The 13,009-nt window shown below is 63.1% G+C and carries 14 protein-coding genes and 1 pseudogene; 8 read left to right on the top strand and 7 right to left on the bottom strand.

What is annotated here, in order from left to right:
- Nucleotides 1-180: 180 nt before the first annotated feature.
- Together RX330_RS12285 and RX330_RS12280 are read right to left on the bottom strand one after the other, a co-directional pair.
- Entirely contained in the window at nt 181-702 is a 522-nt protein-coding gene (locus tag RX330_RS12285; RefSeq protein WP_317243181.1) for an imm11 family protein, read from the bottom strand.
- A gap of 523 nt (nt 703-1,225) precedes the next feature.
- Nucleotides 1,226-1,819, bottom strand: a complete 594-nt coding sequence (locus tag RX330_RS12280; protein WP_317243180.1) for a DUF4261 domain-containing protein — start codon at nt 1,817-1,819, stop codon at nt 1,226-1,228.
- A 945-nt stretch (nt 1,820-2,764) separates the two neighbouring features.
- Here RX330_RS12280 and RX330_RS12275 point away from each other — a divergent pair.
- On the top strand, nt 2,765-2,965 hold the full coding sequence (locus tag RX330_RS12275; RefSeq protein WP_212090687.1) for a hypothetical protein: 201 nt from the start codon (nt 2,765-2,767) through the stop codon (nt 2,963-2,965).
- On the top strand, nt 2,962-3,192 hold the full coding sequence (locus RX330_RS12270; protein ID WP_317243179.1) for a hypothetical protein: 231 nt from the start codon (nt 2,962-2,964) through the stop codon (nt 3,190-3,192). Before RX330_RS12275 ends, RX330_RS12270 begins: the two co-directional genes overlap by 4 nt.
- Here the strand turns inward: RX330_RS12270 and RX330_RS12265 are convergent.
- A complete protein-coding gene (locus tag RX330_RS12265; protein WP_212090668.1) occupies nt 3,186-3,455 on the bottom strand; it encodes a DUF6894 family protein in 270 nt (89 codons plus the stop codon). The two genes, RX330_RS12270 and RX330_RS12265, sit on opposite strands and share 7 nt — an antisense overlap.
- Nucleotides 3,456-3,583: 128 nt before the next feature.
- Entirely contained in the window at nt 3,584-3,832 is a 249-nt protein-coding gene (locus RX330_RS12260) for a hypothetical protein (RefSeq protein WP_212090665.1), read from the bottom strand.
- Nucleotides 3,833-4,123: 291 nt separating this feature from the next.
- Between RX330_RS12260 and RX330_RS35775 the strand changes: the two are divergent.
- Nucleotides 4,124-4,213: pseudogene (locus RX330_RS35775) on the top strand (EAL domain-containing protein); the annotation flags it as partial.
- Between the two features lie 167 nt (nt 4,214-4,380).
- Here the strand turns inward: RX330_RS35775 and RX330_RS12250 are convergent.
- The gene (locus RX330_RS12250; protein ID WP_211419921.1) at nt 4,381-4,608 is read right to left on the bottom strand and encodes a hypothetical protein; all 228 of its coding nucleotides are present in this window, start codon (nt 4,606-4,608) and stop codon (nt 4,381-4,383) included.
- A 126-nt stretch (nt 4,609-4,734) separates the two neighbouring features.
- Between RX330_RS12250 and RX330_RS12245 the strand changes: the two genes are divergently transcribed.
- From RX330_RS12245 to RX330_RS12225, 5 genes are all read left to right on the top strand, one after another.
- On the top strand, nt 4,735-4,929 hold the full coding sequence (locus RX330_RS12245) for a hypothetical protein (RefSeq protein ID WP_317243177.1): 195 nt from the start codon (nt 4,735-4,737) through the stop codon (nt 4,927-4,929).
- A gap of 524 nt (nt 4,930-5,453) precedes the next feature.
- A complete protein-coding gene (locus RX330_RS12240; RefSeq protein WP_212090656.1) occupies nt 5,454-5,774 on the top strand; it encodes a hypothetical protein in 321 nt (106 codons plus the stop codon).
- Between the two features lie 12 nt (nt 5,775-5,786).
- Nucleotides 5,787-6,413 (top strand): general stress protein, encoded by a 627-nt coding sequence (locus RX330_RS12235; RefSeq protein WP_317243176.1) that lies wholly within the window; start codon nt 5,787-5,789, stop codon nt 6,411-6,413.
- Between the two features lie 218 nt (nt 6,414-6,631).
- Nucleotides 6,632-6,817: a hypothetical protein gene (locus RX330_RS12230; RefSeq protein WP_212090649.1), complete on the top strand. Its 186-nt coding sequence runs from the start codon at nt 6,632-6,634 to the stop codon at nt 6,815-6,817.
- A 231-nt stretch (nt 6,818-7,048) separates the two neighbouring features.
- A complete protein-coding gene (locus RX330_RS12225) occupies nt 7,049-8,335 on the top strand; it encodes an NRAMP family divalent metal transporter (RefSeq protein WP_212090646.1) in 1,287 nt (428 codons plus the stop codon).
- A gap of 74 nt (nt 8,336-8,409) precedes the next feature.
- On the opposite strand, the gene RX330_RS12220 is transcribed toward RX330_RS12225, so the two are convergent.
- Together RX330_RS12220 and RX330_RS12215 are read right to left on the bottom strand one after the other, a co-directional pair.
- Nucleotides 8,410-8,694, bottom strand: a complete 285-nt coding sequence (locus RX330_RS12220; RefSeq protein ID WP_317243175.1) for a hypothetical protein — start codon at nt 8,692-8,694, stop codon at nt 8,410-8,412.
- 150 nt (nt 8,695-8,844) lie between these two features.
- Entirely contained in the window at nt 8,845-12,873 is a 4,029-nt protein-coding gene (locus RX330_RS12215) for a response regulator transcription factor (protein ID WP_317243174.1), read from the bottom strand.
- Between the last annotated feature and the right edge of the window lie 136 nt (nt 12,874-13,009).

Genomic DNA, 13,009 nt, shown 5'->3' with positions numbered 1-13,009 from the left:
CATGAGCAGCCAGGAAAACACCTGGCCGCAAGGAATGGCAATAAAGAAGCTCGCAATATCTCGCGAGCCCGACTTTTCTAGGCCATACTCCGATGAGACGCGGCTGGACAAGAACGCTCTTGCCTCTGATCGGCGGATCTCTCGACGAAAGATTTCAAATCGACAACGCGGCGCATCAGTTCAATACTTGGTCGCATCGGTAAATCCGATGCCTTTCATGCCCGCCTCCTTGCACGCATCCTTAGCGACTTGGTCACAGACTATCGTGGGATAGAAGAGAAGCCTGAAGATATGAGCCGCCCCGACACTATCCTCCTTGAAGACGAGGCTGCTTCTTCCCCTCAGATTGTAAACTTTGCGGCCGGGCGTGGGATATTCGATCTCAAGAACCGATTTCGCTTCGTCGACTGCATCGAGGACCCTGACGACATCACAAAGCCAATATGTTGGTGCCGCTCGACCGTCTCGGTAACGTGTCTCGCATCTGACGAAGCGAACTCCCTCCAAATCCAATTCCTCGAGGAGGCTCTTCATTCTATCCGAAACAAGCCGGTAGTCGTGAAAGAGCTCCCAGTCCGCGGGAGCTCGGCCAAGAGATTTGTCGATGACCAGTCGCGGTGTTTCAGGGTAAGGCACGAAGCCTCGTCCCGGCGGTGGAATGAGTACGTGGCGTCCCCCTGCGAGAACTGCGAGATTCTCCATCTCCCATCCCGGCGCCGTTTGAAACCGAGCCAGACCAACGACATAGAACCTTCGAGCCTTCGCCTTAATCCGGCGTCGCTCAGGAGGAGAACCAACCATCAGTCTTCTCTCATTTGCACAGGTCTAGCCGGTCCCGGTGCGGGTGCCGAGCTGCCCATCTACACAGGATTGTCGGTAGAGTAAAACACCGGCAGCCAAACACTTCAGAAATTGTTGCAACAACCTGAATGCGCTCGCTCGCGCTTGGACCGATCGTGTGGCCGTCCGTCAACGCGCTGACCGAAACGAAGCCCGGGAGGTCGGGGACAGACCTTGGACTGAACCTCGTAGGAAGTTATTCCCGCGACCGCCCCAGCTGGAAAACCCAAGTTTTGCTCCAACAAAAAAGCCCGCGGCATCCCGCGGGCTTTTTCCGAACTCTTCCGATGATGCCACTCTGCCAGTGTTTTGCCCGACGTGTCAAACGATCGACATCGAGCAATGAAGCTGACGGCAAGCGCCGATCGGAAGTCGCCCGTCGACATCAGTGATTGAACTCGTCAACACAGTAGAAAACCGGCAGCCCGCCAAATGCATCGGAATTCTTGTAACGAACCTGAATCCGCTCGCTCGCGCTTGCCCCGATCGTGTCGCCGTCCTTCACGACATTGCCATGCTCGATCAGATAGACGGACAGCCCGGACACCTTGTCGAACAGCGCCGCAAGCGTGAGCTTGCTTGTCACGAACTCGATCTCACGGCCGACGAAGGCGGACAAGCCCATCGTGACCGCGCCGATCTTGGCTCCTGAGCGGAACGGCAGAATGTCGACCCACAGCCTGAAGGGATAGTCGGGATACGGTTCGAAGGAATCGCGGGACGTTTCGAGCCAGAGATCGGCGGGCCGCGCAACCCGGCCGGCCCACACCACGCCGCAACATTCCGGCATCGTCGCAATCAGCGCGCCGATGACCGCGGTCGTGGCGCGCGCGGCGAGCAGCGGCTGCTCACCCTTTCCGAGCATCGATACGATCAGATGACCTCGATGCCAGGCGGCCACCGCCTTGCTCTCCGGCCACGTCGTGGCCGCGCGCGCCCACAGTCCCTGATCGTCTGGGACGGGTGCCGGCATCGACATGACGGCAACGAGATCTGTGCCGCAGCGAATGAGCGGCGAGTTTGCCTGAGACTGCTGCGCACCTCCGTCCATCACCTCCGTTGCCAGCTCCGGATGTCGGGCGTGAAGGACCTTGGCGACCGCAGACATGTCCGGTGTTACGGGATTGTTCAAAAGGACAAAAGAAAGAAGCGACTGACTCATCAACTGACCCGCAGAAGTCGTGGACCAAATTCGATTTTGCTATTCGCCCACAGGTTGAAATATTGCCTATTGTAGAACAAATCAAGAACAATGTCAACGGATGCGTTTGGCTCCCGTTGAAGGAGGTTCACTTCGAGCAGGGTGGAGAGAGCGCTCTCGATCATCTGAGGCGCGACTGCTGGGCCCCTATCGTGCGCCAGCTCAACCGCACGACATCGAGACCGGAAGCGCCGTTCGAGTCCGCGCCCGCTCGGTATCGCGAGCGTGGCTTCGCGGACGGCGAGGCTTTCGCCATATCCGGCCGATCGCGTTCGCAAATTCTGCAGCTCGCGCTTCAGACCAGAGCAAGCGTGTCGACGCCGCAGCGTCACCCCGAATCCACGTCCGGCGGCTCCTCCTTCGGAGCACGTCCACCCTCTTGCGTCCCAGGAATGTATCGAGGTGGCGACTGCTTCAACAGCTCGCGGGCCTCGCGCACGATCTGCCGGAAGGCGGGAGCACGCTCGGTCTCTCGGCCACCGACGCTTATGGGCAGAGCCTCGGCCGGTGATAAAGGCAAGTATCACGGCGCACTCAAATTGAGTAATTCGCTCAACCGGCTCAGATTCACCTCGAAAATTTAATCTGCGGCACGTATCAAAAGATACCGACTCCCCGCCGCGGCAGGCCTAGACTTCCTCCGTCACCGCAAGGCCCTTGGCATGAGATCGGTGATGAGAACGCCAGTTGCGCTCCCGCCCCCACGAACAAGGGAGATGCGCCATGATCACACGGCGACGCATCAAGCATATCAAGACACTGACCGAACGTCTCGCGGACGAAGCCGCGCGCTGCCGCGAAGAAGCGCGTGCGCTGGCGCCGGGGCGCCGCCGCGAGATGCTGCTGCGCCGGGCGCGGCAGGACGAGACCGCCATGCAGATCGCCGCCTGGCTGCATTCGCCCGGCCTGAGGGCGCCGACATGAGTCAGCAATATCGCGCTTACCTCGTCGGCGAGAACGGCGTCTTCCGCTCAGCCGAAGCGTTCGAGGCCCCGTCCGACGAGTCCGCCCTCACCTTCGCGCAGCAGTTCACGCGGCACGGCAAGGTGGAAGTTTGGCAACTGGGCCGCAAGATCGCCGTGCTGGACTCGGAGCAGTCCCAACCGCCACCGCCGCCCACGCGATGCCGGCCGTCACTGACACGTCAATGACCGCGTGCGCGCGATCGCGACGCGAGATGATCGATCTCGAAGCAGAACTTCACCTGCATGATTGGCCCATTGGCGTCGCGAACGTCGATCGCCATCTCTTGCCTGCCGCCCGCGGGCGAGGCGGCCAGGACGGCGTCGCGCGCCATGTCGGCAATCGATTTGGCGGCCTCGGCCTGAACCGCGCGCGGGCTGGACAATTCCAGTCCCTCCTCGTCCAGCGCAGTTCCCGTGTCGTCGCGAAGGTCGAAGTAATATCGAGCCATGTCCGCATCCTTTGCGGTATTAGGCGCGGGGCGGACAAAGGTTTCTTTCGGGACGAAAATTCTGTCGGGATCCAGCGGTTCCGGGAACGCGAGACATGGCCGCGGTCCGGCCGCCCGAATGCGCCAGCCTACTCCTCCGCCAGCTTGCGCTCGATATAGGCGTCCACCGTCTCGGCGAACGAGCGCTGCACGCCGACCGCCACATCATGCTGGTCGAGTGCGTCGCGCTGGAGCACGCGCAGGCCGCGCCCGCGGGCGCTGAGCGGCGCCGTGTTCAGGAACTGGTCGATCGCGCCTTTGGCGAGCGGGATGGCCTTGGGATCGCCCCTGGCGATCAGGAGCCGCAACAGGCTCTGGCATTCGGCCAAACCGGGCATGGCTTTGAGCCTCTCAGCCTTGCCGCGATTTCGGCTTCGGCCGCTTCACGGGCTGGGTGTGGGTGCCGAACAGCGCCAGCAGGAACGCGACTTCTTCCTTCGAACCGATCTGGATCATGATGATCTCCTTTTCGCTTGGTTGGTCGAGGCCCGGGCACGCGGAGTTCAGGACAATCGGGTTTCAGCACTGTTTCAGGCGTGTTTCGTGCGGTGGTGATGCTCCAAGGCGTCTGTGTGAAGATCTGAACATTACGGCTGCCCGAGGCCTTTCTGTTCCTTAACGCGTGCCCCCCGAACGGCGAGAGCGCGCACAGCGTGCTCGGCCAGCTCACCGACAACCAGCTTTACCGCTTCGACCAGGCCGTGGACAGCGCTGGACGATTTCGGCGCCGGCTATGCTTCATGGCGCTGCCGACGGTGCGCGGATTCGAGCGGATCGACGTGTCGCTCGCGGGGTGACCGGATTCTCCCGGAGCCACCCAAGATGCCAAAAGCCCGCGCGGATCGCTCCACGCGGGCTTTTGCTTGCCGCTTGCGCAGCCTCCCTCTTAGTTCGACGTGCAGACCTTGACGGTCTTCATGCCGGCCTCGGCTTCAGACCTGGTCTTGTACACGGTATCGCCGCTGACGACCGTCGTCTCGGTGGTGGTCGGCTTCGACTCCGTGATCGTGCACTTCTTGGTCTTGGCGTCCTGCACCACGTAGAACGCCTGTGCGAACGCAGGCGCGGCAAACGACGTCAGCACGGCAGCGGCAATGATGGTCTTGATGTTCATCGTGTCCTCCTCCAGCCCGGTGATCCGGACCTGTCTTTTTTAAACTTCAAATATTGCCACTTGTTCCCGGTTACTGCCCGAACCAACGGCCGCGCCCCGCGTTCACAAGCGAACCTGGAGGCTGCGATGTTGGATCTGAGACTTGCGATGACGGCGCTCGCGATGCTGATGGCCCTGATCACCGTGGCGACGGCCGAGCCCGTCAAGGACCAGGCGCGGCCTGCGGTTCAAGCCGCCGCCGAGGCGCGTCCGATCCGCGTTATCCTTCCCGCTCCCTGGGAGCCCGCCACGACGCACGCCGAGGCCCGGCCGGTGAAGTGACGCGGCCCGTTCAATCAAGGCTTCCGCTTAACGTCTTCAGAAAGCTCGCCCCGCACGCCTGCGGTCGCCAACACCGGCGCGGCTCATATGCCGCGTTTGGCCGTTACGGTGCGCAGCGCGATGCCGTGCTGCCAGGCACGCACTCTCACGGCCGCTTCGCTCCGGTTGAGCTCGAGGGCAATCTCGTCGGGTCGCCGGCCCGCTTCCGCCATGGCCTTCAAGCACTCATGCTCTTCCGCTGTCCACCTCTTCAACAATGGATAGCGTGATTGCATGGTTGGAGCTGCCTCGCCTGCCGTGAAAGCGAGGACAATCAGCCGCCAAAGGCGAAGTTCCTCGGCTATCACACTGCGAGGAGGCGAAGCGACAAAACAGGACATCGTGGCAATCGTTCCTCGCTAACTCAATTGAGTGAAGCTCAATCGAACAAGTCGGTGCCGCGGCAACTTGGCAGCTTCGAACCCGAGCAACCATTTCGAATCTCGCTTGTTGTCGCCGCACAATCACTTGCAGGAGACAACAACATGAAACGTTCAACTCTGCTGGCCGCAACCTTGTTGCTGCTCGCCTCGGTGCCCGCGGGCGCCCAGTCGCAGCCTGCGCAAAGCGGGCCGGGCAACAACGCCGTCAACAGCTCGGACCAGAACAACTCGAACAAGCCGGTCGAGGGCCGCAACAGCTTCACCGAGGGGCAGGCGAAATCGCGGATCGAAGGCGCCGGATATTCCAACGTCTCCGGCCTGCAGAAGGACGACCAGGGCGTCTGGCGCGGCAAGGCTGACAAGGCCGGCACCAAGACCGACGTCACCCTGGACTTCCAGGGCAACGTGAACCCCGCCAAGTAAGGAATCCCAGACATGACAATCACCATCTCCCGCCTCTACGACAATTATTCCGACGCCGAACGCGCCGTGACCCGGCTCGAAGCGGCCGGCGTGCCGCATTCCGACATCAGCATCGTCGCCAACAATTCGGACAATTGGTTCGGCTCGCGCTCCGGCAAGGTCGATCGTGACCGCGACGGCACCGACGATCGTGCCGAAGGCGCCGGCGCCGGTGCCGGCATCGGCGCCGGCCTCGGCGGCGCCGCCGGCCTTCTCGCCGGTCTCGGGCTGCTCGCCATTCCCGGCCTCGGGCCGGTCGTGGCTGCCGGATGGCTGGCGGCGACCGCAGCCGGCGCGGCCGCCGGTGCGGCCACGGGTGGAATCGTCGGCGCCCTGACGCAGGCCGGCGTCTCCAAGGAGGATGCATCGCGCTACGCCGAAGGCGTTCGCCGCGGCGGCACGCTGGTGTCCGCGAGGGTGCCCGACCAGGACCGCGCGCGGCTCGATGCCCTTCTGCACGAAAGATCCGTGAACTTGCAGGATCGCAGCGCGGCCTGGCAGAAGAGCGGCTGGACCGACTTCGATGCCGCAAGTCCTCCGCTGTCTCCGCAGGACATCGGGCGCGAGCGCGAGGTCTACGGCGCGGGTACGCGGCGATAGTTTTCGTAACCCGACAAGACAAGGCCCCGCGGTGCGGGGCCTTTTTGTGCGTGAGGGCGAACCCGCCGCCGCGCCGGGAAAAACAGGCAATTGGCATCAAATTTAGCCAAATCCGCCGCATCGGATTCGGCGGAATGAAATCTCTTCGCGCCATGCTGAAGCATGTCGCCCGCTCTCCTTGTGCGGACGCAATCGGGAGAGCCTCGGAGAGATCGCTCATGTATTACGTCGCCGCCGCATTGCTGGTGCTGTCGGGACTGTTCTATTCGGCGAGCCGTCACGAGCTCGGACAATTCGGCTCGGACGTCTGCAGGTATGGCAGCACGTTCTGCGACAATCCGGTGATGCTGTTCACCGGTGCCGCGCTGGCCGCCGCCTGGGGCATGTTCGTCAGCATCAAGTAGCGAGGCACCTCGGCCGCCGCCCGGCATTGGCGGGACGACGCGGGCAGTCCCTGCGACCGCATCAGGTGCCGGCATGTCTTGCGATGATGCCACTCTACATGTGTTTCGCCCGGCGGTCAAGTCGAATTAGTATTTTCAGAAATCACGGCGACGCCTCGCGCGCGGCAGGGAACCACTGTTCCCTCTTTGGCATTTGCTCAAAATACCGCGTCCTACCAGAGGTCCACTTCCATGAGCGACGGCGCCCTCACCCCGACGAAATCCGCGCCGACGCTGTTGCAACGGCTGGGGCCGGGCCTGGTCACGGGAGCCGCCGACGACGATCCGTCGGGCATCGCCACCTATTCGCAGGCCGGCGCGCAATTCGGCTACGGGCTGCTATGGACGGTATTTCTGACCACGCCGTTCATGATCGCGATCCAGCTCGTCAGCGCGCGGATCGGCCGCGTCACCGGCAAGGGGCTCGCCGCCAACGTCATGCAGGTCGCGCCGCGCTGGGCCGTGCTGGGCCTCGTCGCCATGCTCGTCGCCGCGAACACGTTCAACATCGCCGCCGACATCGCCGCGATGGCCGAGGCGCTCTCGCTCGTCATTGGCGGCCTCAACCACGAGCACGCGCTGATCTTCGCGGCGGGCTCGACCCTGCTGCAGGTGTTCGTGCCCTATCGCCGCTATTCGCCGGTGCTGAAATTCCTCACCTTGGCGCTGTTCGCCTATGTCGCGACCGCCTTCACCGTCAATATCCCCTGGAGCACGGCGTTGCTCGCCGCGGTGTGGCCGAAGGCCAATGTCAGCGCCGACTATCTGATGATGGTCGTGGCGGTCCTCGGCACCACGATCAGCCCGTATTTGTTCTTCTGGCAGGCTTCGCAGGAGGTCGAGGAGATGAACCAGGGCGAACGCGACAGGCCGCTCCGTGACCTCAAGCGTGGCGGCAATCACGAACTCGATCGCATCAAGACCGACACCATCTCCGGCATGCTGCTCTCCAACGGCATCGCCTTCTTCATCATCCTGACGACCGCATCGGTGCTGCACGCCAACGGCGTCACCAACATCGATTCGGCGACGCAGGCGGCCGAAGCGCTGCGGCCGCTCGCCGGAGACTTCACCTTCGCGCTGTTCGCGCTCGGCATCATCGGCACGGGCCTGCTCGCGATCCCGGTGCTGGCGGGCGCGGCCGCCTACGGCGTCGCGGAGATCTTCGGCTGGCGCGCCACGCTGGAGGCCAAGCCCGACGAGGCGGTCGGCTTCTACACCATCATCGCCGCGGCAACCATCATCGGCTTCGGCCTCGGCTTCACGGGAATAGACTCGATCAACATGCTGGTCTGGAGCGCGGTACTGAACGGCATCGTCGCCGTGCCCATCATGGCGATGATGATGCTGATCGTGTCGAACCGCGCCATCATGGGCCGCTTCAGGGCGCGGTCATGGTTGATCGCGCTCGGCTGGCTCGGCACCGCGCTGATGGCGCTGGCCGTCCTCGCCTTGCTCGGCTCGTCGGTGATGGGCTGAGGCGAGAGAACGCCGCAAGGCGGCGCTCGCGGACCGCATCGCTGCGGACTCACAGAGCTGCAGCGACGACGAAGTTACGGCGTCACGGGATTGACTGTCGGCGATGTCTTGGGCCCCGGTCGCGCAGGCTCGATCGGCGATTTCGGGGTGGTTGGAAGCACCTTGGCGCCAACGGCCCGTGCCGCCTCTCCCGTGGTTGCATACATCGCGACATGGGCTGGCTGGGTCTTGGCGCGATTCCAGGGGCCGTGGTCGACGACCAGCATTGCCGCAATCGCCACGCCGGCCACAATAAGCGCGATCACGCCCGGATGGCGGAGAGCGCTATAAATGGATCTTGCGAAACGACCACTCGTCATCGAAGCATCCGCTGTTGTCCTGTCCCGGGTTAATTCGGAACGGCCTTGCCGGTTCCCCCATTCCCATCGGGCAGGTTCCAACAGAGTCCGGATTGGACCCCGCGCCGTCGCCCTTCCCCACCCATATTCTGTCGATGAGGATGCAACGCTTCAAATCAGCCAGTCATGGGGCGCGTGTCCAACGCCGTGATGTGGACCGTCAGTGCGGTGGTGGGCCGCCTGTTCGTCCAGTGCGCCGGGGACAATTTCGACGATCTTCTGGGGAGCGTCTTTCTGATCGCGCGTAACGTGGGGATCAGCAAGTTCTTTCGGCTCGCGGACAGTGACGAGCGTGGAAGGAGTGTCTTCACCGTCGAAGCGGAACACTGGTTGCTGATCGGCGCTGCCAAAGTCGAACGCGGCTGTCGCGGGCTGCTCGGCTTCCGACAGGTTTGCAACGAAATGCACAACCTGCTGAGAGTTGCCGTGGTCTGTGTTGCCGTGAGTTGCGACGCTCTCGCCTGCGTCCGCGCCTTTGGCAGAGGCCGCGTGGCCCGCATTGCTATGCTCGGCACCGCCTGACTCTGCGGTCTTCACGGCCTCCGGCGGCGTGTCCGGAGTCTGGGAATGGTGCTCATGGTCATTCCCGACGCCATTGCCGGGCTTGAATTTGACTTCCGCCATCTCAACGCTCGCAGGCCCCGGCTCCGCAGCCTGCTGTGAGTGGCGGTGCTCCGTATGACCGGGACTTGCGGTCATCTCGACCGCTTCCACTCCTTGGGCAGAGGCCGCGTGGCCCGAATTGCCTTGCTCGGCGCCGCCTGACTCTGCGGTCTTCACGGCCCCCGGCGGCGTGTCCGGAGTCTGGGAATGATGCTCATGGTCATTCCCGACGCCATTACCAATCTTGGATTTGGCTTCCGCCATCTCAGCGGCCGCAGACCCCGGCTCCGCAGCCTGCTGTGAGTGGCGGTGCTCCGTGTGACCGGGACTTGCGGTCATCTCGCCCGCGTCCACTCCAACTCCTTGGGCAGAGGCCGCGTGGCCCGAATTGCCGTGCTCGGCGCCGCCTGACTCTGCGGTCTTCACGGCCTGCGGCGGCGTGTCCGGAGTCTGGGAATGGTGCTCATGGTCATTCCCGACGCCATTGCCGGACTTGGATTTGGCTTCGGCCATCTCCGCGGCCGCAGACCCCGGCTCCGCAGCCTGCTGCGAGTGGCGGCGCTCCGTGTAACCGGGACTGGCGGTCATCTCGACCGCTACCACTCCCACTCCTTGGGCAGAGGCCGCGTGGCCCGAATTGCTTTGCTCGGCGCCGCCTGACTCTGCGGTCTTCACTGCTCCTGGCGGCGTGTCCGGAGTCTGGGAATGGTGCTCATGATTATTCCCGACGCCATTGCCGGACTTGGATTTGGCTTCCGCCATGTCTGCGGCCGCAGACCCCGGCTCCGCAGCAGCCTGCTGTGAGTGGCGGTGCTCCGCGTGACCCGGACTTGCGGTGATCTCGACCGCTTCCACTCCTTGGGCAGAGGCCGCGTGGCCCGCATTGCCTTGCTCGGCGCCGCCTGACCCTGCGGTCTTCACTGTCCCTGGCGGTGTGTCCGGAGTCTGGGAAGGGTGCTCATGATCATTCCCGACGCCATTGCCGGACTTGGATTTGGCTTCCGCCATTTCTGCGGCCACAGACCCCGGCTCCGCAGCCTGCTGTGAGTGGCGATGCTCCGTGTGACCCGGACTTGCGGCAATCTCGCCCGCTCCCACTCCTTGGGCAGAGGCCGCGTGGCCCGAATTGCTGTGCTCGGCGCCGCCCGACTCTGCGGTCCTCACTGCCCCCGGCGGCGTGTCCGGAGTCTGGGAATGGTGCTCATTGCCGTGACCGACGCCGTTGCCGGGCTCGGATTCCGCCTGGGCCATTTCTGCCTTTGCCGACCCTGGCTCCGCAGTGTGTTCCGAATGACCGTGGCCGCTGCTGTTCGCGGCGTTGAAGCCAGGTTGGACCAACTCGCTCTGCTGCGTCGACGGAGCCCCGGTGTTCGGATTAGTCGGCACATTCTTTGCGGAGAGGTTTTCCACGGCCGGAGGCGACTCACCATGACCGGGCGCGATTGATGATCCGTAAGCCGGCACACCGGACGCACTGGCACTCTCTTCCGTTGCATCCGCCGAATCGCTCCCGAAGCCGTTGGACTTTGCCGACGTTCCGGAGCCAGTTCGAACGTGTGCGAATTGGAAGCTGAAACCGTCATCGGCCGAAGCGCTCCAAACGGCGGCCGCGCCGGAATCCTCGCTCGCGCGGCCGCTGTTCGTACTCAGGGCGGCCTCATCGATCGTGGCCGCCATCAGCGCCTGTTCGAGTTGCTCCAAGGTCACCGCGACGGCCGTACCTTCGGACTGATGAACGAGATCCGCCGCCGCAACGGATACAATTCCCTGCAGATGGATTTCGAGCAGGCCGTGGTCCCCGATGTCGAGGGGATGGTCGGTCGGATTTACATAGACGATCGTTTGATTGCTTGCGGGGTCGTAGATCCAGGCGAGGGTATGTGGCGGGATGGATTTGACTGTCGTTGTCAGATGCAGAAAAGCCAGCCCTCCGAATGCCGCAAGATTGAGCCTGCCCGGCCCGGTCGCGACATCCGAGACGGAGTCGGGAGAGACAGCGTCGGAAGAGACAGACTTGGAATCGATTGGGGAGAGAGACGCAATGTTGACAACGTCGCCCCCCATCAGCTGATCGCGGCTGTATCCGTCCGGACCGGAATCGGGACCGGAGTCCAATAGCCCCACGGGCTTTTGGACGTCGCGACCGGCGGCGTCCGGCCCCGCCTGGCCCTGCGCGCTTTCTTGCGTGACGCTATTTCCAGGGGTCACAAAGGCAGAATGCGGACTGAAATCGTGCGAAAGAAAATTCGTGGCGATGCTGTCTGCATGATCGGCGTCAGCATCACGCACCGCGGCCAGCTTTGTGGTGGCCTTGTCTCCGATGCCAGCCAGGAAGCTGTCGATCGATGCCTGATCCAGTTCACGCGCCTGCGCGGCGAAATGAGAGTCGCTGAGATCGTAGATCAGAGCCCCGGCGAGAGCGGCGAAGGTGCCATACCCTCCATGAACCGGGATCGGATTGGAAGCAGGCCGTGGAATTTGATGTTCCGAGCCTGCGCCAATCTCTGTGTCGCTGACTGCCCGCGGCAGATGCGCTGGCAGACTGCTCGTGCTCGATCCAACCGGACCGCCATCTTTCCACTGCTTCGAGCCCAGGAATTGCTCCGCGGTGCGCAGCACGTCCATTGCCGCGGCCGGGTTCGCGGCCAGGCTTGCTTTGGCAAGCAAGTCCCTCTCCGTGAAAGCAGGCGCCCCGCCGGATTTCGAGACGATGAGATGCTGGAGGATGGCTTTTTTCCAGACCTCGTGTCCGGTGGGCTCGTCCATCTGACCGGGGCCGTCGTCATGGCCAAACATGTCGTTGGCTTCCGACGCCTTGAGTTCGTCGGCAATTGCGAACGCCAGAAAGCCCAGGGCGAGCGCGCTGAAGCCAGAGGTGCGTTGCAGTAATGAGATGGTGGCGAGCACCGTTCTGTTGGTGATCTCGAGCTTCTGAAAGATGTTGTGCAGGTGGACTTTGACAGTCCCCTGGGAAACGTCGAGCGTGCGCGCGATCTCCTTGTTCGACATTCCTTCCGAGACCAATCGAACGATCTGGACTTCGCGGGGGGTCAATAGCTCAAGCATCTTCTCGATCTTGCCGCCGCCGTCGGCTTCCTTGCCGGTTGGCAGGAGATCGGACTGCTCCAGCGACACACCGCTCTTCGTCATCAGCCGCAGTGATCGCAGCATGGTGGCAGGAGCGGAATATTTCGAAATTGCGCTGCAGGCGCCGACGGCAATCGCAGCCGTCAGATTGTGGTCGCTGTCCGACTCGGTAAAGAACACCAGGCGCGTGGAAAGCTTCTCGGCTTTCACGATCGCGAGGATGTCGGATGCCGTCGCGTCCGGCAGGGCGTCGGCAATGAGCGCCACGTCGGGCGTCAAACTCCGAATGGCCCCGAGGCAGCTTGTCCAGTCGCAGGTCGATGCGACGACATCGAAATCCTGCTGCGTCCCGAGTACCGACTTCAACCCCTGCAGGACGATCGGCTGCCGATCGACGAGCACAACCCGGATGGGCTTGAGGATCCCCTGCTTGGCGGACGCGTCCAACATCAACTTTGCCTCGGCCCGGTCCTCTATGTCCTTCGGCATATGGCCGTGGCCGGGTGGCGCATTAAAATACAATTAATCGATTGGAGAAAGGGGCTTAGCGGGGTTTACGCGGCCTTAATCTCAGATTTGGACGGTA

It is taken from the genome of Bradyrhizobium sp. NDS-1 (genome assembly GCF_032918005.1).
GTDB classification, from domain to species: Bacteria; Pseudomonadota; Alphaproteobacteria; order Rhizobiales; family Xanthobacteraceae; genus Bradyrhizobium; species Bradyrhizobium tunisiense.
The sequence above is the reverse complement of the archived record's forward strand: the minus strand, read 5'-3'. Positions and strand labels throughout refer to the sequence as shown.